The organism is Pseudomonas sp. R9.37 (assembly GCF_963878885.1).
Lineage (GTDB): Bacteria > Pseudomonadota > Gammaproteobacteria > Pseudomonadales > Pseudomonadaceae > Aquipseudomonas.
The window spans coordinates 1-24,169 of record NZ_CAWNZA010000049.1 but is presented as its reverse complement, the minus strand read 5'-3'; the positions used below and the strand labels follow the sequence as shown (position 1 = coordinate 24,169).

The following is a 24,169-nucleotide window of genomic DNA, read 5'->3' as shown; positions in this document are numbered from 1 at the left end:
TCAGGTGTTGATGGCGGGGATCGGGTCGGCGGGGTAATCGCCGTCCATGGTCGGGCCGCCGGTCAAACCGTATTGCTGCAGCACCGGCGCCAGTTGACCGTAGAACGCGTCTTGCGCCTTGCCGTGGGCATCGGCCAGGGCGAACGGCAGAAACGCGCTGCCGATCCCGCCGAGGATCGCCGTGGCCCCGCCGAGGATGCCGCTGATGGTGCCGGCCACTGCGCCGATCTCAGTGGCGCCATACAAGCCGGCGCCGGCTTCCACCAGGCCGGCGACGGCCGCGCCCGTGCCGAGTACGCCGGTGGCGACCGAGAAACTGCCGGTGAGGTAGTCACCTTTCTTCAGGGAATCGACACCGCCGATAATCCCGATCACGCCGCCGATGATCCCACCGGCCGAACCGATGATCTTGCCCGCCGCGCCGATATTGGCGATCTGTTCGGCTGACAACGGGCCTTTGCCCACCGGCACCTTGCCCGGGAAGTCGCCGATGGTGCCGCCGTCCGGCCGGTTGACCCAGGTCACCCCATAACCGGCTTCCTTGGCGTACTTGGTGCCGCCTTCCAGCAACAGGCCGGCGAATTGCAGCCCCGCCGACACGCGGTTGGCGTCCGCCACCGGCGTATTGCTGCCGTTGGCCGAACGCGCCATCAGCACGCCGCTCATCAACACCGCGCTGCCGATGTGCAGCAGGCCTTGCTTGAACGCCGGGCTGACATCCCCGAACTTCATGCCTTCGATGGCCTTGGGCAAGGCGTCGGCAATCTTGTTGCCCTGGCGACCGATGTCCCACACCGAGCGCAGCATCGACACCACTTGTGCCGGGTCGATCTTGCCGCCGTCGGCGGTGACAAACATCTCGGGGTTTTTCTGCTGGGCATCGTTGATCGCGGCGGTGACTTTGGCCTCGTCAAAATTGCCTTTGCCATCGCCCAGCGTCACATTGAGGGTGTCGGTGGTCGCGCCGCCGAGCAGGGCATCGCTGAGGTTTTCGTTGAAATTAACCTGCAAGGTCGCGGCGTCGTCTGCTGTGGCCTTGTCCCCGAGGAAGGCCTGGGCCGACGCGGCGCTGGCCGCAAAACTGCTGGCCGCCACGGTCGGGTCCATGCCACCGGCCACGGCGTCGGTGAAAGCTTTGCCGGTGACCAGTTCGTTCTTGTAGTAGCTCTGGATCGCGTCACTTTGCCCGGCGTTGGCGGCGACTTTGCTCAAGTCGACATGGCCGTTGCCGCCCAGTGCCAGGTTGGCGATGGTTGCATCGTTGGCGGCGTTTTGCAGGCCCATGCCCATGTCGATCTGCTTGCCGTTCTGATCCTTGGCATTGAGGTTGTCGTTGAGGTTCTTGCCCGACTCGATGCCATCGGCGAAGTAGTTCTGCAGGGCGACTTTCATGGTCGGGTCGCTGCTGACGATGTCGCTGAGTGCCGGGCCGCGGTTGTTCTGCAGAAAGCTCTGCACATCCGGGTCCGCCGACAGGGTCTCGATGCCGCTCTGCAACTGCGCCTTGATCTTGTCCTCGTTGGGGTTCAGGCCCCAGTTCGGCGAGGTGTACTTGTCCATCAAACCGGCATGGGGCACGTAGTCGCTGACCAGCAGGCGCGTCTGCGCATCGGTCAGTTGCACCAGCACCGCAGCCTTTTGTGCGCCGCTGTAGTTCTGCGGGTTGGCCAGAATGTCGGCGGTCAGCTTGGAGGTGTCGACACCGGCCACGGCATCGCGGGTGGCGGCGCCGTCGAGGAAGGTCAGCGTATCGCTGTCGGTTTTCGGCGCCTGTTTTTCCAGCCACGCGCCGATGTTGTCGCGCGTACCGATGTTGTCCGACTTGCCGGTCGCCGGGTTGTCGCCACCGGTTTCCAGCGCGTGGAACATGCCGGGCCTGGACCACATGGCCGCAGCGCCGGTCAGTTCGTTGCTCAAGGCCGAATCACTGCCCAGCGCCTCCAGGTTGTCGGGGCGAATCATGCCGTCGTTGCTGCGCTGGTTATCGCCTGGGCGCATCGCAGTGCCGGAACTTGCGACCAGGCTCTCGTTGGCCATCACGATGGCGGCGGACTTGGCGTTGGCGGTGGCCAGTTCGCCGGGCTTGCTGCCCATGAAACTGGCGAAGGATTTCGACGCCGCGCCAAGGTCCTTGTTGGCGTTGTCGATAAAGTGGTCGACATCGGAATGGGTGATCACGTTGTCGGCTTTACCGCGACCGCCGCTGTCCAGCGCGGCCATCAGGTTCGGGCTGCTGGCCACGTATTTGAGCACCGCCTGGGCTTCGGGCGGCAGGCTCGTGGGCGGGTTGGCGAAGTCAATCGGCGCACCATGCAGGCCCCAGGCATCCCAGTTTTGCGAGAGCAATTGCGCAGCGGCGCGCGGGCGGTTCAGGTCGAGTTCTTCCTTGGTTGGCGTACCGCTGGTGTTACCGGTAATCGTGTCCCAGTCCTTGGCACCGGAGACGCCGAACGACGAGGTGTCGATCCACGAGGTGTCCGAGGCGCCGGCCGCGCCGGTGGTGCCGGCATACAGCTTGGCCACTTGGTCGTACAGGGCGGGGGTGATGTCCTGGGACACAATGACTTTGTCGCCGGAAGCGGTGTTATAGCGAATCAGGCCCGGCCCGACTTCCTCGGGTGCGCCGATGTTGGCCGCCGGGTCCATGGTTTCGTTGGGGCCGGCCAAGCGATAGCCTTCGGCCTGGCTGGCGTTGATGGCGAACATTGTGCTCGAGTCGCCGCTGACCTGGGCAAACAACGTCGGGGTTTGTTTCTGGCTGACCACGATCTTGTCGCCGGACGTGGTTTCGTATCGGATCAGGCCCGGGCCCAATTCCGTCGTGCTGCCAATCGCCTTGTAGTTGCCCAGCCCCGGCGCCACGGTACTGGCGTCGGCTTCGGTGTACCCGGCGGCCTTGCTGTCGGCGAGGTTTTTTTCGACGCTGGCGTCGGCCTGTTGTGCATTGTATTGGTCGACCAGTTTCTCGTAGAGCCGGGGGTTGTCGATTTGCTTGAGGGTTACCGGCTTGTCACTGCCCAGTGGCGTATAGGTGATGCTGTTGTTCACCGGCGCCTGCACATTCTGATAGGGCAGGGGGATCGAAGGGCCGCGGATCTTCGACGGATCGAATGTCGGCTGGTTGACGGCCGTGAACAACGCGGTTTCGAATTTTTTCTGCGAGCCGTCTGTGCCCGGGGTGTCAACAGGGTCACGACTACTTGGGATCGCTGGCATAAATGATCACCTGGAAGTTCTTTCATATATCAGGACCTGCGCACTAACGATTTCGGCTATTAGTGCAACTGTACTAATTCGGCGCAGGCAATTAGTTGCTCGCGGGCATTAAGGCCACTCGCGCCGAGCTATCAAACGCGATGATCAAGTCGCTTTTGTTACAAATGGAAATATCCGCAAAGTTGGGCAAAAGGCTATTAGCGAAAAATGTGAAGTCGTCGCGAAAATAGCGCTGATAACGTCCCGGATCGAACACTCAACCACGGGCTGGAAGTTCGAAAACTGTCCAAATGATGCTGCGAAAGGCCCGCAAACACTGGGCCTTTTGCGTGTGTGTATTTTTTGAAAAAAGTTCAACGGCCCCAGATGCATGAGTTTTTCTCACTGCCAGGTTGAGCCAAACCTTTCACACCCTGTCAGCGAAACGTTTCACAAGCTTTCACAGCGAAGGCGTTTTGATCGTGAGTAGTATGGGGCCCATGCAAACCAACGACGGTTCGAAGGCTCACTGTCTGACGTTTTGGGCATTCACCGGTTTGCATACTTTCAGTGTGCTGTTGCGCAACTGAATAACTTCCCTATCGATGCAAGGAGATGAACATGGCTGATGTCCCACCAGTAAAAGCCGGCGGCGCCGACGACGCTATCGCGAAGATGGAAGCGACCTTCAACATGGCTATCGAGAAGTCGGCCAAGATCACTGAAATCAGCACCGCGAAAAAAGCGGAGCTCGACGCCACCAAACAGCGTCCGCAGAACTGATTCGCCAAAACGGGCGGCGCCGGCGCTGCCCGTTTACCTGCTGAGTGTTTTCACCTTCTGATTGTTGACCCCGTTGCACATGCTCAAGGGGGCAAACCCGAACATGACAGCCTTGATTTCCTTGGGTCCGGTCGCTGGTATTGGCGCACCGACCCTGACTGTGACCAGCGGTTTGCATCAGGGCAGTTCCCTGGTGCTCGACCAGCCTGTCTACACCCTCGGCGCGGACCTCGCGGCCGACCTGGTACTCAGCGATCCCGGCATCGCCGGCCTGCACCTGCGCCTGCGGTTTGAGGGTGGCCAGGTGGCAGTCGAAGCCTTGGGCGGCGATGTTGTGCTTGGCAGCAATGTGCGTATTCCCCAAGGCAGCGGCCATCGTGCGCGACTGCCTTTGCAGCTGCGTATCGGCACGGCGGGAGTAAGCCTGGCCTCGCCTGAGGGGGCAGAAAAACCTTCGGACGCCACACGCACATTCACGCCCTGGATTGTCGCGATCGTCCTGCTGTTTTTGTGTGCGGGTGCGCTGGCGGTGCGCAACGACACGCCGCTCACCCAAACCGCGGTCGCGGCGCAGGTGCCTGCGCTGCAAAAACCGTCGCGTGAACACGCCAAAACCTGGCTGGAGCAGCAACTCCAGGCTGCCCGTCTGGATGCCATAAAGGTCACTGACGCCAACGGCCAGCTCAGTGCCGTCGGCAGCTTCGAACAGTCGCAAAAACCTCAGTGGCTGGCCCTGCAACAAGCTTTCGATGAACGTTACGGCCAACAGATCGTCCTCAACCCTCGCGTCAGCGTACGCGCCGACGCCGCACGCCCGCGTGTGCGCTTCCAGGCCGTGTGGTTCGGCACCAATCCCTACGTGATCAACGACAGCGGCAAGCGCCTGTACCCCGGCGCGCCCCTGGCGGACAACTGGGTGCTGGAGCGCATCGAGAACAACCAAGTGATCCTCGCCCGCGGCGAAGAGCGCTTCACCTTCACCTTATGAGTCGCCCCATGGAACGCATCCAACCCACCGATGGGACCTGGCTTGCCCGCGATGGCGTCCCCCCCGCCAACCCAATTCAACCCGCCGCCACGCCATCCAAATGTAGGAGCGGGCTTGCCCGCGATGGCGTTCTCCCGGCCAACCCAGTTCAACCTGACACCCCCACGCCCAACTGTGGGAGCGGGCTTGCTCGCGATGGCGTTCTCCCGGCCAACCCAGTTCAACCTGACACCCCCACGCCCAACTGTGGGAGCGGGCTTGCCCGCGAAAGCTATCTGTCAGGCGCTGGAAGTCTTGGGTCGGAGCAACTATCCAGCCATAAACGCTGCTCGCAGGCCCACGCATGAAAGTCGAACCCCGCCCGCTCATCCCCAGCGACGTACGCAGCGCCCCCGTCGAAGCCGTTCGCCCGGTCAACTCACGCCAGGCCACTGCGTTCGAAGCGGTGCTCAAAACCCGCAAGACCCAAAACCGCCGCTCGCTGCGCAGTGACCTCGAAGAACTCACCAGCGCCGCGGGCGTTGACTCCCTGCTGTTCGGCAGCGCCCGCTCCCTGGAGCTGCTGGAACACGTGATGGAACACATCCTGCCGTCCCTCGATGCCGAGACGGACATCAAGGAACTGGCCCATGACCTGATCAGTGAAGAGATCGAGATGCGCCGCACCCTCGAACAGCAACGCTCGGAGGTACATGCCTGATGGCCCGCGATAACGACGACGCCGTGCAATTGCTCAAGGGCATTGGCGAGCTGTACCGGCGCAACGGCCAGTCCCAGCGCGCGCTGGTGATGCTGCTGATCGCCGTGAGCGTCGCGCCCGAAGACGGCGTGTTGCTGCGCTCGCTGGTGCTCGCGTTCACCGACAGCGGCGACGCCACCCGCGCCCTGGGCGCCCTCGATCGTCTGGTGGCGCTGGAAGGCGAGTCCGCCAGCCTGTTGCTGCTGCGCGCCCGCGCGCTGTGGTACGGCGAGCGCAAGGACGAAGCGCGCCAGTGCTTCAAGCGCTACCTGGCTGCGCGCAGGGCCGGCGCATGAGTGCCCTCAACCGCCTGAACAACCTGGCGCGCATGGCGGCGCAGCGCACCGACGTGATCATCGTCGCGTTCATGCTCATGGCAATTGTGATGATGATCATCCCGCTGCCCACCTACCTGGTGGACATGCTGATCGGCCTCAACATTGCCCTGAGCATCCTGATCCTGATCGTCGCGTTCTACATCGGCCATTCCGTGGAATTCTCCGCGCTGCCGCCGCTGATTCTGCTCAGCACCCTGTTTCGCTTGTCCTTGTCGATCACCACCACCCGCTTGATCCTGCTGCACGGCGACGCCGGGCATATCGTCAAGGCCTTCGGTGATTTTGTGATCGCCGGCCAAGTCGTGGTCGGCATGGTGGTGTTTTTGATCATCACCGTGGCGCAGTTCGTGGTGATCACCAAAGGCGCCGAACGCGTGGCCGAAGTGGCCGCGCGCTTCACCCTGGACGCGATGCCCGGCAAGCAGATGAGCATCGACAACGACCTGCGCAATGGCGACATCGACCAGGCCGAAGCGCGCCGCCGGCGTTCGCGCCTGGAGCGCGAAAGCCAGATGTTCGGCGCGATGGACGGCGCGATGAAATTCGTCAAAGGCGACGCCATCGCCGGCCTGGTGATTCTGGCGGTGAACCTGCTCGGCGGCATGCTGATCGGCATGATCGAGCGCGACATGCCGTTCGGTGTGGCGGTGCACACCTACTCGCTGCTGACCGTGGGTGACGGCCTGATCGCACAGATCCCGGCGCTGCTGATTTCGGTGGCGGCGGGCACGGTGGTCACGCGGGTCAACAGCGACGGTGAAGCCGGCGACCTGGGCAGCGAGATCATCAAGCAGCTGGGCGCCAGCTACCGGGCACTGGGCCTGACGGCATTGATCATGATCGGCGTCAGCCTGTTGCCCGGTTTTCCGACCTGGGTATTCCTCGGCTTGTCCGCAGCCTTTGGCGGCGCAGCGTTCGTGATGTACCGCCGACACACCCGCCAGCCCCAGGGCGAGCTGGAAGCCTTGGCCGAACCCCCGGAGCCGGTGGTCGAGGCACAGGCCGAACTGGATGACAACCTGCTGCCCGATACTCGCGTGCTGCTCACCCTTGGCAGCGGCCTGTCCCAGAGCGCGCCGCGCCAGTTGCTGCGCCAACGTGTCGAAGCGCTGTGTCATGACATCCGTACTGACCTGGGCGTGGATGTGCCGGTGCCGGGCATCTACATGGAGGCCAAGGCCACACCGGGCAGTTTCCGCGTGTCGCTGGAAGGCGTGCCGGTGAGCGAAGGCGAACTGCCGATCAATTGCCTGCTTGTGCAGGACGACCCGGTGCACGTTCAACTGCTGGACATCGCCACCGTGCAAGCCGACTCACCGCTCAACGGCCGCAATGCCCACTGGATCGAGCGCCAGCACGAAGAGACCCTGCGCAACGCCGGCATCGGTTTCCTGCTGCCCGACGAAGTCTTGCGCGGCGTGCTGGAACGCAGCCTGCGCCGCTATGCCGCCGATTTCCTCGGCATCCAGGAAACCCGCCTGCTGCTCGAACGCACCGAAGCCACGTACGGCGAACTGGTCAAGGAAGCCTTGCGCCTGGTCCCCTTGCAGCGTGTTGCCGAGACCTTGCGCCTGTTGGTCGGCGAAGGCGTGTCGATCCGCAATCAGCGCGCCTTGCTCGAAGCCATGGTGGAGTGGGGCGCCCGCGAGACCGATGCCGGGCGGCTGGCCGAACATTTGCGTGCGGCGTTGGCGCGGCAGATCAGCCATCAGTACGCCGACCGTAACCGCGTCATCGGTGCACTGGTGCTGGCGCCGGGCCTCGAAGACCAACTGCGCGCGTCACTGCGTCGTCAGGAGCCGCAGCGCGAATTGATCCCCGAAGACGTCAGCCGCGCCTTGCTCGCGCAACTGCGCCAGGCCTGTGAAAACACCCGCGAGGTCAACAGCGCGGTATTGCTGGTGCACCCGGAGCTGCGGCGCAGCCTGCGCCGTCTGGTGTTGCGCGGTGAACTGGAGCTGGCGGTGCTGTCGTTCCGCGAGCTGGCCACCGAGTACAACCTGCAAGCGCTGGTGACCATCAGCCTCACCGATATTTCCAACCGCCGCGCGCCTGCCGCGGCTTCCGTCACCTCCCTGGCGTCTGCCTCATGATGCGTTTTTGTATGTTGTTGCTGGCTCTGGTCACCGCTGCAAGTCAGGCTCAGGACATTGCCAACGGGGCCTCTGGTTCGATCAACCTGGCGTCCGGAGAAGGGCGCATTCTGCATTTTGTGGCGCCGGTGGATTCGGTACTGGTCGCCGAGCCGAATGTGGCCGACCTGCAAGTGGTGTCGCCGGGCACGATTTATATTTTCGGCAAGGCGCCAGGCAATACCAGCCTGATTGCCCTTGGCAATGACGGCAAACAACTGGCCAGCCTGACCTTGTCGGTCAGCAGCGGTACCGCCGCGGTGACCGCGCCGATGCAGGCATTGCATCCTGGCAATGGCGCCCAAATTAGCGGGGCCGGCAACCGCCTGATCGCCAAGGGCACCGTCGGTTCGGTGGCCGAAGCGACGGACCTTAACGCGCTGCTCAACCCTCAGGGCCAGGGCTTCCAGAGCGCAATCAACACCACTGAATACGCAGGCGCGGCCCAGGTGAACCTGCGCGTACGGTTTGCCGAAGTCTCGCGCTCCGAATTGCTGCACTACGGGGTGAACTGGAACGCGATGTTCAGCAACGGCACCTTCTCCTTCGGCCTGATCACCGGCGGCGGTCTGGCAGCCGCAACGGCCGGTGGCCTGGCAACGGCAGGCACCGGCTCGGGCAATGTGAACATCGACGGCATGCTCGACGCGCTGCAGGCCAACGGCATTTTGCAGATATTGGCCGAGCCGAATATCACCGCCATGACCGGCCAGACCGCGAGCTTCCTCGCCGGTGGCGAAGTGGCGATCCCGGTGCCGGTCAACCGTGACCTGGTGGGCATCGAATACAAGTCGTTCGGCGTGTCACTGCTGTTCAACCCGACCCTGCTGCCCAACGGCCGCATCGCCCTGCAAGTACGTCCGGAAGTCAGCAGCGTGGTCAGCGGCGGTACCGTCGATTTCGGCAACTTCCATGTGCCGTCCTTCAGCGTGCGCCGCGCCGACACGCGGGTGGAAGTCGGCAGCGGGCAGACCTTTGCGATTGCCGGCCTGTTTCAACGTGAAAGCAGCCAGGACATCGAGAAGCTGCCGCTGCTTGGCGACCTGCCGATCCTGGGCAACCTGTTTCGCTCCAAGCGTTTCCAGCGCAATGAAACCGAACTGGTGATCCTGATTACCCCGTATCTGGTGGAGCCGGTGCGCAGTCGCACGCTCGCCACGCCGCTGGACGCACAACCGGCGACGGCCGCAGCCAGCGGACCGCGCAGCGGCGGCGCGTTCGGTTTTTACATGAATTGATGAGGGGGCCTGCGATGACTGCTTTGCGTGTGTTGATGCTCTTGCCCCTGGCGCTGATGGGCTGCCAGACCCACTTGGCGCCGGTGTATTACGCGCCGGAGTTTCGCGCTGATGGCTTGCCGAGCCAGTGCCAGCAACCGGCGGCCAAGGACGCAATCGGGCTGGACGAAGATTTCAAACCGACGCTGCCGTTGGGCTGCGCGAACAATTTGAATTTGATGCAGATGGTCGAGCGCAGGCAGGACCTGACCCAAGGCCGCACCACCGGCCCGGCCATGGCCGCCCCTGTCGGCCGCGCCGCCCAGGTCTACATCGAAGGCTTCGACCGCGAGCAACTGCAGCGGCGCAAAGATCAGCAAGAAGCCAAAGCCGGCGCCACCGGAGGCCAACAATGACCAGGTGCACACCTATCCCACGTGCGAGCCGGCTTGCCTGCGATGACGCCCGCCCAACAAACCCAAACCTCCCTGACACCCTGCAATCCAAATGTGGGAGCGGGCTTGCTCGCGAAAGCTATGTGACAGGCGGCATAGGTCTTGGGTCGGAGTACATAGCCGTGGCTGCGGTAACGGCCACTTATGGTTCCGCTCTTACAGCGGGTGACTGTTTGAAGGACCAGAAAGTAACCAAAACGTCCTCGGCCCACCACTCGGCACCTCGCCCAGGCTCGGCGTGCCCTCCCGCAGGCTTTGGAGCGTGGGCCGCCGCACTGGGCCATGCTTGGCCCCACGCGCCAAAACCTACGTTCGGCCAGCGTGGTTTAACGGTGCGCCTGAGATCACAATCAAAAGCAGATCAACAGCGGCCCGGTCGTGTCTCAACGCGGGTCCACCAACCCCAACTCTTTGGCCTGCACCACCGGATCACTGATCGCCTTAATTCGCTTGGCCTCCATCACCAATCGCGCGCGTTCCGCGGCGGGGATGTCGTCGAGGGGCAGGCTTGCAACCCGCTGCTCGTAACCGGCCAACACCATCACCAACAACTCATTGCGCTGATGCCGTGGCAATGCGCGCGGCGATTGGGTGACGGGCGCAATGGTATCCAGCGCCTGTTGCGGCTGCCCGCCGAGCGCATAAGACAGGGCCAGATTGCAGCGGCTGTCGAGGTCGTCTGGCTGCAGGCTCAGGCTTTTGGCGAAGGCGGTTTGTGCGGCACTGGCCTGGCCATTCAGCACTTGGGCGATGCCCAGGCGGGTGTAGGCCACCGGCAGGTGATTGATCTGGGCAGCCTGCCCCAACGCCGTCACGGCGCGTTGGGTCTTGCCCAATTGCAACTGCGCAGTGCCAAGGCCGAGCAGGGCGTCGGCGTTGTGGGCATCAAACCCCAGCGCCTGCTGGAAGGCGCGTTCGGCGCCCAGCGCGTCCTTGGCGTCGAGCCGGGCCTGGCCGAGCTTGAGCCACAGCTCAATGCCGGCACCCGGTTGCTGGGTGGCGCGCTCGTACAACGCAGCCGCGCTGCTGTAGTCGCCGCGCTTGCTCAGGTCGTTGGCCAGTTGCAGGGATTTGTCGGTATCGGTCGCAGGTTTGCTGGAGCAGGCAGCCAGCAGCAAGGTGCTGGCGAGCAGAAATTTGTGGGTCATCGTCACAACTCGTCGGGCGAAGGCGCAGGCCATGTAAGCATATTTTTGATGGCGCTCCTATGCCTGTTCGGTGCGGGTTTTGCCAACGCCGCCGAGGAGCCCGCGTGGTTCTCGCAGCCCTACGCCTACGTGCTGGTCGATCAGGACGTTCGCAGCGCGTTGGAAGAATTCGGCCACAACCTCGACGTGCCGCTGGTGCTTTCCGACAAGGTACGCGGCAAGGCGCGCAGCACCATCCGCGCAGCCACCGCCGGTGAGTTCCTGCAGACCTTGTGCAGCACCAACGGCCTGACCTGGTACTTCGACGGCAACCTGTTGTACCTCAATGCCAGCGATGAAATCAGCACCAAGCTGTTCAAGGCCAGCGCCCTGAACCTGGACCAGTTGCAGGCCTACCTGAACACCCTCGACGTGTTCGGCCAGCAACTCTCCATGCGCAACGGTCCCGAGGGCGATGAAGTGTTTGTTTCCGGCCCGCCGCCGTACCTGGCGCTGGTGCAACAGCATGTCGACCACCTGCAACCCACGGTCGTGGCCGCCCCGGTGGCGCGCGAGCGCGGGGTGCGAGTGTTCCGTGGCGCGCAAGTCAGTACCGAAACCCTAACCCAGTAAAGGAGCAGCACCATGTCCGTAACGGCCGTAGACAGCAACCTCGCCCCCGGTGGCACCAGCCCTGAAGCCAAGTTCAACGCCGCGGTGGATAACGCCAAGGCCGCCGACAAACCGTCGGAGACCAGCGACGCCGAATTCAACGATGCGTTGATTACCCAGGCCGTCACCATCGGCGGTCAGTTCATCATCATGCCGAAGATGCAGGAACTGCTGAACGACGCCATGTCCGATGACGACGAAGAGTAGGGAGCCCCTATGACTATCAGTCTCGCCGCCGGCGCCACGGCCTTGCCGCCGTCCGCCGGTGCGGGGCCCGCCGGGGCCTCGCAGAACCTGTTCGAGCACATGGCCAATACCGCCAAGGGCATGCCCGAAGGCGCCAGTCCGCACCAGATCGGCTCGGGCCTGATGGAGCGCATGAACAGTTTCATCGACCGTACGCGCGCGTTTTCCGAACGCGCCGACGTGCTCACCAATAACCCGTCGGCGCCGCCGCCGGCCTCGGTGGAAATCCGCACGGCGAGTGCTTCGCCGCAGGGCGAGCCGGGCAAAAAAGTCGGCGAGCAGCAGGTCGACCAGATCGTGCACTCCCTGGGCAAGATGTTCGATTACTCCATCGAAACCCAGATGGTGGTGCGCGGTGCGACGCAGATTTCCGGGTCCGCCAACACGTTGCTCAAGGGGCAATAACGCCATGCCAAGCCCAAACCGCGCGCTGCGCCTGCTGCTGATCGGCCTGCTCGCCAGCCTCTTGCAGGCGTGCAACACCGACCTCTATACCAACCTCAGCGAGCGCGATGCCAACGCCATGGTCGCGGTGCTGCTGCGCGGTGGCATCCCGGCGGAGCGCAAGACCCAGGACAACGGCCAGCTCAAAGTGGTGGTGGACGAGGAGCGCTTTGCCGAAGCCATGACGCTGCTCGACAACGCCGGCCTGCCGCAACAGAGCTTTTCCAACATGGGCGAGGTGTTCAAGGGCAATGGCCTGGTGTCGTCGCCGGTGCAGGAGCGCGCGCAGATGATCTATGCGCTGAGCGAAGAACTGTCGCACTCGGTGTCGCAGATCGACGGCATCGTCGCCGCCCGCGTGCACGTGGTGTTGCCCGACAACGACCTGCTCAAGCGCGTGATTTCACCGTCGTCGGCCTCGGTGCTGGTGCGTTACGACCCGGGCACCGACATCAATACGCTGATCCCGCAGATCAAGACCCTGGTCGCCAACGGCATTTCCGGCCTGAGCTACGACGGCGTCTCGGTGACGGCGATCAAGGCCGCCGTCGCCATCAGCCAGAACCCGGCGCAACCGCGGTTGGCGCGCTTCATGGGGCTGTGGTTGCTGGAAGACAACCTGGCGCAGGCACGCGTGATGTTTGGCGGCTTGCTGCTGATTGCCCTCGGCGCGCTTGGGGTATTGGCTCGCCAACACTGGGCGCGGCGTCAGTCCCAGGCGATGTATGTGCTCAAGGAGGGTGAATGAGCCTGGTTGAACGCTGGCAGGGGCTGATCGCCGAGCCGCTGCAGTTTGTGCGCGGGCCGAGCCTGGGCGCCTGTTTCGCCGATGAGTTGCCCGATGAAGTGCTGCAGGCCATGCAAGGCCAGGCGCGTTTTCGTCAGCGCCTGGAGCAGTTGCTGGTCAACCATTATCAGCTGGCGCCGATTGCGCACCTGGTGACGCCGTCCGCCGCCGACCTGGCGGTGTTGCTGTTGTCACCTGCGCAGTTTTCACGCCTGCCACGGTTGTGCGGTGCCATCTGGCATGCCTCGACCCTGAGCCGCGAAATCCGCCGTGAGGTGGTCAACGAATTGCGCGAAGGACTCGGTGCCGAGGTATTCAGCCAGGCGCTAGCGCAGCGCCAACTTGGCGGCGCCGCGGACCTGCTGCGCGAGCCATCGGAGCTGATCGAGGCCATCGACCGCGACGGCCAAGGCTGTGTTGCCGCCTGGCTGCAGGCCCAGCACGCCGACTTGCAGGGCTGGCTGCGCCTGCGTTTCGCCTTCCCCCAGGGCCACAGCGCACGCTTGCCCCGCGACCTGGAAATCGTCCAGGCCGCTGCTGCGAGCCTTGTGGCCGAGGACAACGCCCATGAGTGAATTACCCAGCCGGCCGACCGCGCGTATCCTGCGTGCTGAAGAAGCAGCGCTGTGGACCGATGGATTTGCTTTTCTGCAAGCCGCCAAGGAACAGGCCGAACAGATCAAGGCCGACAGCGACCAGTGGCTGCACGCCGCCCGCGCCGAGGGCTTTGAAAGCGCGCGCCAGGCAGGCGCCGAGCAAGTCGCGCAGTTGCTGGTGCAAACCCAATCCCAGGTGCAGCACTACTTGAGCAGCCTGGAAGCGTCGCTGGCCGACCTGGCCCTGGGCATCGTGCGCGAGGTGTTGGGTGAGCTGGACAGCGCCGACCGAGTGGTGCGTTGCACCCGCCAGGCCCTGAGTGCATTTCGCCAGGACCAGGCACTGACCCTGTGGGTGCCGCCGACCGAAGTCGAGGCCTTGCGCCAACGCCTCAAGCACGAAGGCCTGGCCATTGCCGTGGACGCCGATGAGCAGCTGAGCGCCGGTCAGGCGCGCCTCAACAGCCCAGCCGGGTCCGTCGAACTGGGCCTGGAGGCGCAGTTGCAAACCCTGCGCCGCAGCTTGCTGCCCTTTGCCGAAGAAGGTGTGGCATGAACCTGCAACAGCTGCTGCCGCGCCTGACTGAACGGTTGGCGCAAGCCCGTCCACGGCCGATGCACGGCACGGTGTTGAGCATTCGCGGTGTCCTGCTGCGCGCCAGTGTGGCCGGTGCGAGCATCGGTGAACTGTGTCAACTGCGCGACCCCGGCAGCGGCCGCAGCTTGAGCGCCGAGGTGATCGGCTTTGATGGCGACGAGGCGATTCTGTCGCCGATCGGCTCCATGGAAGGCCTGTCGACGCGCACGCAAATCACGGCGACCGGCGAAACCCTGGGCGTCGCCGTGGGCGATGCGCAACTGGGCCGGGTGATCAGCCCCATGGGCGATTTTCTCGACGGCGATGGCGTCCCGCCGACCCTGGCCTTGCAGCGTTACCCACTGCATGCCGAGCCGCCCGCACCGTTTTCGCGGCAACTGATCGTGCGTTCGATGGCGCTGGGCATTCGCTCCATCGACGGCCTGCTGACCCTGGCCCAGGGCCAACGCATGGGCATTTTTGGTGAGCCGGGCGTGGGCAAGTCGTCGTTGCTCGCCAGCATTGTCCGCAACAGCGAAGCCGATGTGATTGTGATCGGCCTGATCGGCGAGCGGGGCAGGGAAGTGCGCGAACTGCTCGACGTGCAACTCGACGCCCAGGCGCGCGCGCGTACCGTGGCAGTGGTTGCGACTTCGGATCGCCCGGCGGCCGAGCGCGTGCGTGCGGCGTTTGTCGCCACCACGCTGGCCGAGTACCACCGCGACCAGGGCCGCAATGTATTGCTGCTGATGGACAGCCTGACGCGTTTTGCCCGCGCCCAACGCGAAATCGGCCTGGCCGTGGGCGAACCGCCAACCCGTCGCGGTTATCCGCCGTCGTTTTTCTCGGCCTTGCCGCGCCTGCTCGAACGCGCCGGCCCTGGCCCCACCGGCAGCATCACCGCGCTGTACACCGTGTTGACGGAAGGGGATGCGGCCAGTGACCCGGTGGCCGAAGAAGCCCGCTCAATCCTCGACGGGCATATCGCCCTCAGCGCGGAATTGGCCCAGCGCAACTACTTCCCGGCGGTTGACGTGTTACGCAGCCGCAGCCGTTTGATGGAGCAGGTCGCCGGTGAAGAACAAAAACGCCTGGCCATGCGCATACGTGAGCTGATGGCGCGCTACGGCGAAATCGAAATGCTCATCCGCGTCGGCGAGTACTCCGCCGGCAGCGACCCGCTGGCCGACGAAGCCATCAACCGCCATGCGGCCATTGAAGCGTTCCTGCGCCAGAACGCCGGCGAGCCGAGCAGCCTGGACCAGACCCTGATCCGCATGCGCCAGGTGTTGGCATGAGATCAATGAACAACAGTGAACCTCAGGCCCATGCAAAACCCTGTGGGAGCTGGCTTGCCTGCGATAGCGGTATATCAGCAACACAAGGGCAAGCTGACCCACCGCCATCGCGGGCAAGCCAGCTCCCACCTTTGATTTTCATGGATTTACAGATTGCTGTGCTGGCATCAGAAAGGAGCAACCCCAATGAAAACCGACCAACTGCGCACCCTGCAAACCCTGCGGGTGCTGCGTGAACAACGCGCCGCCAACCAACTGGCCGCCCAACAGCAACGCTGCGCGCAGACCCACGACGTGTTGAACGACGCCAAGGAGCAACTGCGCCTGCACCGTGAAGCGATTGCCGAGGAAGCCCGCCAGGTTTATGCATCCCTGACCGAGGGGCTGTCGGTGGCCAGCTGGCAGGCGGCTCAGGAACGTTTGCGCGGCCTGTCGGATGACCAGCAGGTGCTCGAGAACGACGTGCACCACGTGTCCACCACCCTGCAAAGCCAGGAGCGCGAGCGTGACCTGTTTCGTCAGGAACGCCTGAGCCGTCAACGCCAGTGCGAAGCCTGGCAAAGCCTGCTGGAAGGGCGTGAAAGTGATGAGCGCCGCGTCGGTGAATTGCGCGAAGAAGGCACCGGCACATGATCACCGCCCTTGCCGACCCGTTGGCACCCTGGCTGACGCAGTACGACCCGGCGCTGTTGGCGCTGCATAACCAGCTGCACCGTCGCCGTCGCGCCTGGCAGGGCCGTTGCGCCGGGCAAGCGTTGCGCGTGAGTTGGGCCGCCCAAGCGCAAGGCCTGGGCAATTCGCGCGATGTATTTTTGTTGCTCGGTCGCGCCCCGGTGCGCCTGCGGCTGTCGTCGGCCGCGCTGGAGCAAGTACTGGTGCCGCTGGCGTTGCAGTTCGATGCGCAATTGCTGCCATCGTTACCACGCTCGTTGCTGCTGGAACTGGCGGTGCTCGACCTGATCGAGACCCTGGAACCCGTGCTCGGCCACCCGGTGCAGTTAGTCGAGGCCACTGACGATCAGCGCGCCTATGCCGTGCACCTGGCGCTCGAATTGACCTTTGGCAACCAGCCGGCCATGAGCGCGCAACTGGACCTGAGCGAAGGTGCTGCCGTGCTGGTGGCGCAGCTGCTGGCGCAATACGGCCAGATCGAACCCGACCCGCTGCCCGCCCTGCGCCAGACCCTGGCGGTGGTGGCCGGGCGGCAGTGGCTGACCCTGGGCGAATTGCGCAGCCTGCGGCCCGGCGATGTGCTGATGCTGGAGCAGGGCTCGAGCCTGTTGCTCGACCTGGACGGGCGCTTGCAGGCCCGCTGCCAATACCAGGGTGAAGCATTGCAGTTGCAGGAAGAACTACAAGCCCCCCTTTTGCACATGGAGAACACGATGACTGATGTTGATGCCGCCGCGGCCCTGGATGACTTGCCGCTCAAACTGGTGTGCCAGGTCGGCAGCCTGGAACTGACCCTGGCGCAATTGCGGGAGCTGGGTGCGGGCAGCCTGTTGCAGCTCAACACGCCCGGCGTGGACAGCGTTGACCTGATGGTCAACGGGCGTCGCGTCGGCCAGGGCCAACTGGTAAAAATCGGCGACGGCCTGGGCGTGCGCCTGCTGAGTTTTGCCACCCCATGACCGGTTATCAGCCGAACCTGATCGAGATCATCCTGGTCGTTGCGACGATCGGGCTGATCCCGTTGGCAGTGGTCACGCTCACCGGGTTCATGAAGATTTCGGTGGTGCTGTTCCTGATCCGCAACGCCCTTGGCGTGCAGCAGACACCGCCTAACCTGGTGCTGTACGGCATCGCGCTGATTCTATCGGTGTACGTGACCACGCCGTTGATTGGCGACATGTACCGCCAGGTCGAGGGACGCGACCTCAATATCGAGCATGTCGAGCAACTCAAGGACCTGGGCGATGCGCTGCGCCCGCCGCTGCAGGCGCATTTGAAGCGTTTTGCGAATGAGTCCGAGCGCGGTTTTTTTGTGCAGGCCACCGAGACCATCTGGTCGCCGGAAGCCCGCGCCGACCTGCGTGACGATGACCTGGTGGTGCTGATTCCGGCGTTTGTCAGCTCGGAGCTGACCCGCGCCTTCGAGATCGGCTTTCTGCTCTACATCCCGTTCCTGGTGGTGGACTTGCTGGTGTCCAACGTGTTGATGGCGATGGGCATGTCGATGGTCTCGCCGAACCTGATTTCGATCCCGCTGAAGATCTTTTTATTCGTGTCACTGAGTGGCTGGTCGCGCTTGATGCACGGTTTGATTCTGAGTTACGGCTGAGGCACGACCCATGGGCCAGGACGTTTTCCTGTCATTGATGAAACAGGCACTGATGACCGTGCTGATGCTCTCCGCGCCGGCGTTGGGCGTGGCGATTATCGTGGGCTTGAGCGTGGGGCTGTTCCAGGCGCTGACGCAGATTCAGGACCAGACCTTGCCGCAGGTGGTGAAGCTGGTGGCGGTGCTGTTGACCATCGTGTTTCTTGGCCCGGTACTCGCAGGCCAAGTTGCGGAGCTGGGCAGCCAGGTGCTGGATAACTTCCCGCTGTGGACGCGCTGACTGCCCATGGATGCCAGCCTTACCGCGCAGTTTCTGGAGGTCGCCTACCCGGTGATCAGCGCCGCCTCGCTTGCCGCCTGCCGCGCCATGGGGGTGGTGGTGATCACCCCGGCGTTCAACCGCCTGGGCCTTACCGGCATGATTCGCGGCTGTGTGGCGGTGGCCATTTCGATCCCGATGTTCTTTCCGGTGTTCGACGCGCTGACCCGAATGCCCGAGCACGGCAGCGTGTTTATCGCCGGGCTGCTGATCAAGGAGTTCCTGATCGGCATCCTCATCGGCCTGTTGTTCGGTATTCCATTCTGGGCCGCGGAAGTGGCGGGGGAGTTGATCGACCTGCAACGTGGCTCGACCATGGCGCAGCTGGTGGACCCGTTGTCATCCGGTGAATCCAGCGTGATGGCGACCTTGCTTACGGTGATGTTGATCACGCTGTTCTTCATGTCCGGCGGCTTTATCCTGATGGTCGACGGCTATTACCACAGCTACCAGTTATGGCCGGTGACTTCATTCACGCCGGTGTTTGCCAGCTCGGCGTTGCTGGCGGTGCTGTCGATTCTCGACCAGATCATGCGCGTCGGCGTGCTGATGGTTTCGCCCTTGCTGATCTCATTGCTGATCACCGACCTGATGCTTGCCTACCTGTCGCGGATGGCGCCGAACCTGCATATGTTCGACTTGTCGCTGCCGGTGAAAAACCTGTTTTTCTCGATCCTGATGGTGATCTACATCGGCTTTCTGATTCCGTTGATGCTCGATCAATTGGCGGAATTTCGCGGCACTGTCGAGTTGCTCAAAACCCTGGCCGGCATGGAGTAGCCCATGGCCGATACCAGCGAAGAAAAATCCCAGCCGGCCACGGACAAGAAGCTCAAGGACGCACGCCAGAAAGGCCAGGTCGCCAAGAGCCAGGACCTGGTGTCGGGCATGGTCATCCTGTTTTGCACGCTGTGCATCTCGATCCTGGCGCCGCGCGCCAAGGCCCAGGTCACGGCGCTGATCGACCTCACCGCGCACATCTACATTGAGCCGTTCGCCACGGTGTGGCCGCGGGTGCTCGACCATGCCGAGCAACTGGTCATCGGCATTACCTTGCCGGTGATGGCGGTGACCACCGGCGTGGTAATCCTGACCAATATCATCACCATGCGCGGCTTTGTGTTCTCGGTGGACCCGATCAAACCCGAGTTCAAACGCATCAACCCGGCCGAGGGTTTGAAGAAGATTTTTGCCCTGCGCAACCTGGTGGAGTTCATCAAGGGGCTGATCAAGGTGCATGTGCTGGCAATCGCGTTTTATGTGATCGGCAAGCACGCGTTGCAGGCGCTGATGGAGTCTTCACGCTGTGGCGCGGAATGCATGGAGTCGACGTTTTTCCTGGTGCTCAAGCCGCTGGTGTTCACCGTGTTGTGCGCGTTCATCCTGGTCGGTGCGGTGGACGTGATCATGCAGCGCTGGCTGTTCGGCCGCGACATGAAAATGACCCGCAGCGAAACCAAGCGCGAACGCAAGGACATCGACGGCGACCCGCTGATCAAGAGCGAGCGGCGCCGCCAGCGCAATGAGATGCAGGCGTTGGCGACCAAGCTGGGGTTGGGCAGGGCGTCGATGATGATCGGCACCACCGATGGCTGGGTAATTGGCGTGCGCTATGTGCGCGGTGAGACGCCAGTGCCGGTGATCGTGTGCCGGGCGTCACCGGAGGAGGCGCTGCTGATGTTGCAGGAGGCTTATGACCTGGGGATTCCGCATGCGCCGGACAAGGGCCTGGCGGCTGACATCGCGCGCAAGACCGTGCCCGGTGATCCGGTGCCGGATGCTTCGTTCCAGGCAGTAGCGGACTGGCTGGTCGCGGCACGGTTGATTTAATCGCCGCGCGTACTACGCTTGTCTGGCGCTTTGGTACGGAGGGAGTATCTGCTCAGCAGGAGCTGAAGGTGTATCTGTCACGGGCGATGGACGCAGGCGTCAACCAATCGGGTGGCGCTGCATTGTTCCAAATTTCCCAGGAGATTCACCATGACAGATCAACACCGTGCATTGATCCAAGAGTGGGCCGACAGTTGGTCTACCGCCGACAAAGACCGGTTTCTCGCGATCTTTTCCGAGGCGACCGTCTATGAAGACAAGGCCGCAGGGCAAATCATGCGAGGGCGCCCGGCGCTGGGCGACTTTTTCGACCTGATCAGAAAGGCATTGCCCGATTTCGAGGTTGTCCGCGACTTGATCAGCCTTGGCGAGCGCGGCGGGACGATCCAGTGGCATATGACGGGCACCCATGAGGGCGAGCTGTTCGGCTATCCGGCGACTCACCGCAAGATCAATGTCGACGGCACCTGCGTGATCAGGATTGAAGCCAACAAGATTGTCGAATGCACCGATTATTACGACATGAAAACGTTGTACCGCCAGTTGGGTTTCGACACCAACTGAATGCACCCCGCGAACGGGCCCCCATCCGATGGGGGCCTTATCCGACAAGCCTCAGGGCTTGTCTACATCGTGATACTCACCGCCGTACCCGTCGCCCACGCGCCAGATAATGTCGTGGTTGTCGTTGGTCCATTCCGACGGCTTCAGCGAATACTTGTAGTCCTCCGAATTACGGTTGTTGCCATCGCCGATGTAGTCCGGGTGGTCACGCCGGTGATCGCCGCCCCGAATGCTTGAACGCGCATCCCATTCTTCCTTGCGAAAGTCAAAAATGCTCTGGTCCTGCGGCGCGTCGCGCTGGCCCCAGTCGGACAGGTAAGTCTGCAGCCACACATAGGCTTCATCGCCGTTGGGCTTGAGTAATCCGTCCTGCTTGAAGTCCTGGATCTGGTCCCAGTTCTGCATCGAGATCTTGTGCAACTTGTGCGACTGGAGGGTGCTGAGGATCGCGCCGACAAACGACAGAGCGCCAGAGATCAGGAAACCCACCGGCCCGAGAAACGGAATGATCCGCCCGGTGACGCCAAGGGTCGTCAACACCCCCCCGCCTGCGGCCACCAGGCTGCTGACACCGCCGGCCATCGACAAGGAACCGGAGGCGATTTTGACCGGGTCTTTTTCGCGCACGCCGTCACGCAGGGTGAACGCGGCCTGGACCACACTGATCACGCCACCCGCGACGTCGGTGGCCATGCCGATGACCTTGATCGCGCTGCTGGCGAACTTGGCGCCAAAGCCGGCACCGGCCACGCCGCCACGGCTGGCGATGCCTTTTTCTATGCCTTCCTGAACCTTCTTCGCGCCTTCGTCGCTCCAGCCGCCGCTGTTGAGCGCCTTGCCCACGTCCTTGCCGTCGTCCATGGCCTGGTCGACGATCTCGAAGTACTTCTTCTGCACCGCCTCGGCGTCTTTGGGCAGCGCATGGTAACCCTCACCGGGCTTGGCCCACAGGTCGGGCAGGGAGCGGTCAAAGCCCATCAGTTTGTAGGCGTTGGTGCCACGCAGCTTGTCGTACACCTTGAGGCCAAGCGTGGCGAAGTGGGAGCCGGTGCCGAGGAAACCGAGAAAATCGTTGGCGATTCCCAGGCGTTTCATCGGTGTGTCGGCCAGCTTGCCGCCCTGGCCCGCCAGTTGGTAGACGATACGGCCCACGCCGATGGCGCCGCCGACCGAACCCAGTACGCCGTTGTCCTTGAGGAAGCTCAGGTTCTTCACAAAGGCGCTGCGGTTCTCGTCGCTGAGGCTGGGCATGATCTCTTTGCTTACCGCGTGGTCGATATCGCTGAAGCTGATCACGCCGTTTTTCTGCCAGGTGTCGCCCAACGAAATCATGGCCTTGCCGAAGTCGGCGGCGGCGCCTTTGTCCTTGAGCAGTTGGTCGACAAACTTGGAATACACCCCCAGCGCCTGGCGCGGCAGGCCGTCGGCGCCGCCCTTGAGCATCGACAGGATCGCCAGGGTGTTGTCCGTGGTAGCCAGGGCGGTGTTGTCGTCGCTGATTTTGCTCGGGTCGTCCATCAGCTTTTCAACGGCGTCGGTGTAGCCGTCGATCTGCAGGTTTTGCAGGAAATTGTCGGCCTTGGCCGGGTCCATGTCGGCCAGCGCGGTGTAGGCGGTCTGGATTTCCTGAGTGGCCAGTTCGGTCTTGCCGCCGTCCTGCAGGGCTTTGATGTACTGGGTGAAGTTTTCCGAGGAGGTGCTGTCGAGCAACTTCTGGTGAACCTCATCGACCTTGGCCTGGCCGCCGTCGACTTTGCCCAATGCTGCGTCGTGATTGGCCTTGATGTCGGCCTGGATGGTCGAGTCGCCGAGCAGTTCGCTGATGGTCTTGTCGATCGACTGCGTGTCGAAGATGTTGTCGCGTACATCCCGCGAGGTCACGTCGATAGGCGTGGTGGCAATGCCCTGGTTGCCGAAGCCATGTTCGGGAATGATCGACATGCCGTTGTCTGCCATGCTCTTGGCTTCCACGGCGCGCAGGAACTTGGCACGCGGGTCGTCCTTGGCGATGCTGCCGTCCTTGACCCCGGCACGGTAGCTGTCTACCAGGGTTTTCATCGACAGGTCCTGCACCGACAGCGGGTTGCCGCTTTCGTCTTTTTCGGTGGTGGTGAGGCTGTCGACGGAGACGTCCTTGAGCGGCGGCAGGCCGTTGCTGGCGCGCAAGGCGTCGACGTCGGTGGTTTGCTGAGCGATATCGGTGCGGTAGCTGGAAATCTGCTCGAACATCTGCGGGTTGCTGTCTTCGCTGACGACGATTTTCTCTTCGCTGCCGCCGGGCTTGTGCTGGGTGAAGGCGATCAGGCCGGGGCCGTAATCACCGACGCCGCCGACGCTCATGATGTCTTCGGTAGAGGCCAGGTAATCGTCCGGCCCGGCCAGGCTGTAGCCGTCGCCCTTGGCCTTCTCGATACCGGCCAGGGTCTGGCCTTTGGTGGTGTAGGCGGCGAAGGCCTCGGGGGTGATGTCTTTGGACACCACCAGCAGTTTGCCGTCGGCCTGGTTGACCACGAGGATGCCGTCCAGCGGCGCGTCGACTTTGCTGATGTCGCCCAGTGTGAGGCTGGCCTCATCTTTGCGCAGCAGTGCCTGGCCGGGCAGGGACTGGGCATTCTTGAGGTAGTCGAAGGCCTGGGAACCTTCACTGGCGTGCACCGCATGCAGGAAGTGGTAGAACGAGCTGCCGGCGTTGGGGTTGGGGTTGTTGAGGTCGGCGCCGGGCTGCGGCAGGGCGGCCTCGGACTGGCTGATCATGTATTTTTTGCCTTGATGTTCGAACAGGATCACCGCGGATTTCGGGTCTTCGGATACCACGTTGAGCTGGCTGAAATCCAGGTCGCCGGGCAGGCTGGTGACTTCTTCATACCCTTTGGCCTTGCCGTCGGCGAGGGCCTCTTTGGTCACGCCTGCGCTGTTGTAGCTGGCGAAGGCTTGGGGCGTGAGTGTCTCGGAAATCACCAGGGTCTGGCCGTTTTCCAGGGCGACCTTGACCACGCCGTCTTTGGCTTGGCCCACCGATTTGATAGCGGCCAGGCGCACGCCGGGGTCGTCTTCACGCAGCAGTTGCTGGTCGGGGTTGCTCAGGGCTTCACGGATTGCTTTGCCGGCGGGTGTGCCTTGGGTGTCGGCGAGGGTGTGCAGCAGGTCATACAGTGGGGTGCCTGCGTCTGGCCCGCCCTGGTTGACGGGGGCTATCGCGTGGCCGAAGTGCAGGCCCTTGAGGGTGTCGAAGCCTTCCTGGACTTGTTCGGCGGCTTCGCGGGTGATCTTGAATCTGTTGCCGTCTTGTTCGAAATAGATCACCCCGGTGTCTTTGTCTTCGGACACGACCTTGAGCGTGTCGATATCGAGCTTGGCGGGCAGGGCGGTGACTTCCTTGTAGTCGTCAGGTTTGATCTGGCTGACGGGTTTCAGGGGGGTGTCGGTGTGTGCGGCGAGTACCTTGGGTTTGAAGGTTTTATCGCCCGGCCCGGCGGCTGCCAGGGTTTTGGCCTGGTTGAGCAGGGCATTGAAGATACGCTCGGGGGCTTTGGGTTCGCCGGCGCGGGGGGAGGTTGTGGTGTCGGGGCGGTTGATCATTA

Annotated in this window: 24 protein-coding genes; 21 read left to right on the top strand and 3 right to left on the bottom strand. The window is 63.1% G+C overall.

Annotated features, from left to right (window positions below; all coding sequences use genetic code 11):
• Entirely contained in the window at positions 1-3,216 is a 3,216-nt protein-coding gene (locus AACU78_RS27565) for a type III effector HrpK domain-containing protein (protein WP_106578763.1), read from the bottom strand.
• A gap of 600 nt (positions 3,217-3,816) precedes the next feature.
• On the opposite strand from AACU78_RS27565, the gene AACU78_RS27560 reads away from it, so the two are divergent.
• The 7 genes from AACU78_RS27560 (at position 3,817) to AACU78_RS27530 (ending at position 9,808) form a co-directional block, all read left to right on the top strand.
• Entirely contained in the window at positions 3,817-3,978 is a 162-nt protein-coding gene (locus AACU78_RS27560; protein ID WP_016969018.1) for a hypothetical protein, read from the top strand.
• 103 nt (positions 3,979-4,081) lie between these two features.
• A complete protein-coding gene (locus AACU78_RS27555) occupies positions 4,082-4,966 on the top strand; it encodes a SctD/MshK family protein (protein ID WP_106578762.1) in 885 nt (294 codons plus the stop codon).
• 343 nt (positions 4,967-5,309) lie between these two features.
• Entirely contained in the window at positions 5,310-5,666 is a 357-nt protein-coding gene (locus tag AACU78_RS27550; RefSeq protein ID WP_106578761.1) for a hypothetical protein, read from the top strand.
• Positions 5,666-6,001: a tetratricopeptide repeat protein gene (locus tag AACU78_RS27545; protein WP_106578760.1), complete on the top strand. Its 336-nt coding sequence runs from the start codon at positions 5,666-5,668 to the stop codon at positions 5,999-6,001. Before AACU78_RS27550 ends, AACU78_RS27545 begins: the two co-directional genes overlap by 1 nt.
• The gene (sctV, locus tag AACU78_RS27540; protein WP_106578759.1) at positions 5,998-8,136 is read left to right on the top strand and encodes a type III secretion system export apparatus subunit SctV; all 2,139 of its coding nucleotides are present in this window, start codon (positions 5,998-6,000) and stop codon (positions 8,134-8,136) included. The genes AACU78_RS27545 and sctV overlap by 4 nt, the downstream gene beginning before the upstream one ends.
• Complete coding sequence (locus AACU78_RS27535; RefSeq protein WP_106578758.1) at positions 8,133-9,413, top strand: type II and III secretion system protein family protein; 1,281 nt, start codon at positions 8,133-8,135, stop codon at positions 9,411-9,413. Before sctV ends, AACU78_RS27535 begins: the two co-directional genes overlap by 4 nt.
• A gap of 14 nt (positions 9,414-9,427) precedes the next feature.
• Entirely contained in the window at positions 9,428-9,808 is a 381-nt protein-coding gene (locus tag AACU78_RS27530; RefSeq protein WP_106578757.1) for a hypothetical protein, read from the top strand.
• Positions 9,809-10,230: 422 nt separating this feature from the next.
• On the opposite strand, the gene AACU78_RS27525 is transcribed toward AACU78_RS27530, so the two are convergent.
• Entirely contained in the window at positions 10,231-10,995 is a 765-nt protein-coding gene (locus AACU78_RS27525) for a tetratricopeptide repeat protein (RefSeq protein ID WP_106578756.1), read from the bottom strand.
• A gap of 48 nt (positions 10,996-11,043) precedes the next feature.
• Between AACU78_RS27525 and AACU78_RS27520 the strand changes: the two genes are divergently transcribed.
• The 14 genes from AACU78_RS27520 (at position 11,044) to AACU78_RS27455 (ending at position 20,588) form a co-directional block, all read left to right on the top strand.
• Positions 11,044-11,607, top strand: a complete 564-nt coding sequence (locus AACU78_RS27520) for a type III secretion protein (protein WP_106578755.1) — start codon at positions 11,044-11,046, stop codon at positions 11,605-11,607.
• 12 nt (positions 11,608-11,619) lie between these two features.
• Positions 11,620-11,853: a hypothetical protein gene (locus AACU78_RS27515; RefSeq protein WP_106578754.1), complete on the top strand. Its 234-nt coding sequence runs from the start codon at positions 11,620-11,622 to the stop codon at positions 11,851-11,853.
• A 9-nt stretch (positions 11,854-11,862) separates the two neighbouring features.
• Positions 11,863-12,297, top strand: coding sequence for a hypothetical protein (locus AACU78_RS27510; RefSeq protein WP_106578753.1), 435 nt, complete (start codon positions 11,863-11,865; stop codon positions 12,295-12,297).
• Positions 12,298-12,301: 4 nt separating this feature from the next.
• Complete coding sequence (gene sctJ / locus AACU78_RS27505) at positions 12,302-13,084, top strand: type III secretion system inner membrane ring lipoprotein SctJ (protein WP_106578752.1); 783 nt, start codon at positions 12,302-12,304, stop codon at positions 13,082-13,084.
• Positions 13,081-13,698, top strand: a complete 618-nt coding sequence (locus tag AACU78_RS27500) for a type III secretion protein (RefSeq protein WP_106578751.1) — start codon at positions 13,081-13,083, stop codon at positions 13,696-13,698. Before sctJ ends, AACU78_RS27500 begins: the two co-directional genes overlap by 4 nt.
• On the top strand, positions 13,691-14,275 hold the full coding sequence (sctL, locus tag AACU78_RS27495) for a type III secretion system stator protein SctL (protein WP_106578750.1): 585 nt from the start codon (positions 13,691-13,693) through the stop codon (positions 14,273-14,275). Before AACU78_RS27500 ends, sctL begins: the two co-directional genes overlap by 8 nt.
• Complete coding sequence (locus AACU78_RS27490) at positions 14,272-15,594, top strand: FliI/YscN family ATPase (protein WP_106578749.1); 1,323 nt, start codon at positions 14,272-14,274, stop codon at positions 15,592-15,594. The genes sctL and AACU78_RS27490 overlap by 4 nt, the downstream gene beginning before the upstream one ends.
• Before the next feature lie 186 nt (positions 15,595-15,780).
• Positions 15,781-16,227, top strand: coding sequence for a hypothetical protein (locus AACU78_RS27485; RefSeq protein ID WP_106578748.1), 447 nt, complete (start codon positions 15,781-15,783; stop codon positions 16,225-16,227).
• A complete protein-coding gene (gene sctQ / locus AACU78_RS27480; protein ID WP_106578747.1) occupies positions 16,224-17,225 on the top strand; it encodes a type III secretion system cytoplasmic ring protein SctQ in 1,002 nt (333 codons plus the stop codon). The genes AACU78_RS27485 and sctQ overlap by 4 nt, the downstream gene beginning before the upstream one ends.
• Positions 17,222-17,875 (top strand): type III secretion system export apparatus subunit SctR, encoded by a 654-nt coding sequence (gene sctR / locus AACU78_RS27475; protein WP_017137580.1) that lies wholly within the window; start codon positions 17,222-17,224, stop codon positions 17,873-17,875. The genes sctQ and sctR overlap by 4 nt, the downstream gene beginning before the upstream one ends.
• A gap of 10 nt (positions 17,876-17,885) precedes the next feature.
• A complete protein-coding gene (gene sctS, locus AACU78_RS27470; protein WP_003208314.1) occupies positions 17,886-18,155 on the top strand; it encodes a type III secretion system export apparatus subunit SctS in 270 nt (89 codons plus the stop codon).
• Positions 18,156-18,161: 6 nt separating this feature from the next.
• Positions 18,162-18,974: a type III secretion system export apparatus subunit SctT gene (sctT, locus tag AACU78_RS27465; RefSeq protein WP_106578746.1), complete on the top strand. Its 813-nt coding sequence runs from the start codon at positions 18,162-18,164 to the stop codon at positions 18,972-18,974.
• A gap of 3 nt (positions 18,975-18,977) precedes the next feature.
• A complete protein-coding gene (locus AACU78_RS27460; RefSeq protein ID WP_106578745.1) occupies positions 18,978-20,024 on the top strand; it encodes an EscU/YscU/HrcU family type III secretion system export apparatus switch protein in 1,047 nt (348 codons plus the stop codon).
• Positions 20,025-20,174: 150 nt separating this feature from the next.
• Positions 20,175-20,588: an ester cyclase gene (locus AACU78_RS27455; RefSeq protein ID WP_106578744.1), complete on the top strand. Its 414-nt coding sequence runs from the start codon at positions 20,175-20,177 to the stop codon at positions 20,586-20,588.
• 51 nt (positions 20,589-20,639) lie between these two features.
• Here the strand turns inward: AACU78_RS27455 and AACU78_RS27450 are convergent, their stop codons facing one another.
• Positions 20,640-24,167, bottom strand: a complete 3,528-nt coding sequence (locus AACU78_RS27450; protein WP_106578743.1) for a hypothetical protein — start codon at positions 24,165-24,167, stop codon at positions 20,640-20,642.
• Between the last annotated feature and the right edge of the window lie 2 nt (positions 24,168-24,169).

Bases quoted from the DNA above. Each gene is read 5' to 3' on its own strand.
- AACU78_RS27450 (WP_106578743.1), bottom strand. From the start codon at position 24,167: ATGATCAACCGCCCCGACACCACAACCTCCCCCCGCGCCGGCGAACCC.
- AACU78_RS27545 (WP_106578760.1), top strand. From the start codon at position 5,666: ATGGCCCGCGATAACGACGACGCCGTGCAATTGCTCAAGGGCATTGGC.
- AACU78_RS27515 (WP_106578754.1), top strand. From the start codon at position 11,620: ATGTCCGTAACGGCCGTAGACAGCAACCTCGCCCCCGGTGGCACCAGC.
- AACU78_RS27520 (WP_106578755.1), top strand. From the start codon at position 11,044: ATGGCGCTCCTATGCCTGTTCGGTGCGGGTTTTGCCAACGCCGCCGAG.
- sctR (WP_017137580.1), top strand. From the start codon at position 17,222: ATGACCGGTTATCAGCCGAACCTGATCGAGATCATCCTGGTCGTTGCG.
- sctJ (WP_106578752.1), top strand. From the start codon at position 12,302: ATGCCAAGCCCAAACCGCGCGCTGCGCCTGCTGCTGATCGGCCTGCTC.
- AACU78_RS27525 (WP_106578756.1), bottom strand. From the start codon at position 10,995: ATGACCCACAAATTTCTGCTCGCCAGCACCTTGCTGCTGGCTGCCTGC.
- AACU78_RS27460 (WP_106578745.1), top strand. From the start codon at position 18,978: ATGGCCGATACCAGCGAAGAAAAATCCCAGCCGGCCACGGACAAGAAG.
- AACU78_RS27550 (WP_106578761.1), top strand. From the start codon at position 5,310: ATGAAAGTCGAACCCCGCCCGCTCATCCCCAGCGACGTACGCAGCGCC.
- AACU78_RS27555 (WP_106578762.1), top strand. From the start codon at position 4,082: ATGACAGCCTTGATTTCCTTGGGTCCGGTCGCTGGTATTGGCGCACCG.
- AACU78_RS27455 (WP_106578744.1), top strand. From the start codon at position 20,175: ATGACAGATCAACACCGTGCATTGATCCAAGAGTGGGCCGACAGTTGG.
- sctQ (WP_106578747.1), top strand. From the start codon at position 16,224: ATGATCACCGCCCTTGCCGACCCGTTGGCACCCTGGCTGACGCAGTAC.
- AACU78_RS27490 (WP_106578749.1), top strand. From the start codon at position 14,272: ATGAACCTGCAACAGCTGCTGCCGCGCCTGACTGAACGGTTGGCGCAA.
- sctS (WP_003208314.1), top strand. From the start codon at position 17,886: ATGGGCCAGGACGTTTTCCTGTCATTGATGAAACAGGCACTGATGACC.
- AACU78_RS27500 (WP_106578751.1), top strand. From the start codon at position 13,081: ATGAGCCTGGTTGAACGCTGGCAGGGGCTGATCGCCGAGCCGCTGCAG.
- AACU78_RS27565 (WP_106578763.1), bottom strand. From the start codon at position 3,216: ATGCCAGCGATCCCAAGTAGTCGTGACCCTGTTGACACCCCGGGCACA.
- sctT (WP_106578746.1), top strand. From the start codon at position 18,162: ATGGATGCCAGCCTTACCGCGCAGTTTCTGGAGGTCGCCTACCCGGTG.
- AACU78_RS27560 (WP_016969018.1), top strand. From the start codon at position 3,817: ATGGCTGATGTCCCACCAGTAAAAGCCGGCGGCGCCGACGACGCTATC.
- AACU78_RS27530 (WP_106578757.1), top strand. From the start codon at position 9,428: ATGACTGCTTTGCGTGTGTTGATGCTCTTGCCCCTGGCGCTGATGGGC.
- sctV (WP_106578759.1), top strand. From the start codon at position 5,998: ATGAGTGCCCTCAACCGCCTGAACAACCTGGCGCGCATGGCGGCGCAG.
- AACU78_RS27510 (WP_106578753.1), top strand. From the start codon at position 11,863: ATGACTATCAGTCTCGCCGCCGGCGCCACGGCCTTGCCGCCGTCCGCC.
- AACU78_RS27535 (WP_106578758.1), top strand. From the start codon at position 8,133: ATGATGCGTTTTTGTATGTTGTTGCTGGCTCTGGTCACCGCTGCAAGT.
- sctL (WP_106578750.1), top strand. From the start codon at position 13,691: ATGAGTGAATTACCCAGCCGGCCGACCGCGCGTATCCTGCGTGCTGAA.
- AACU78_RS27485 (WP_106578748.1), top strand. From the start codon at position 15,781: ATGAAAACCGACCAACTGCGCACCCTGCAAACCCTGCGGGTGCTGCGT.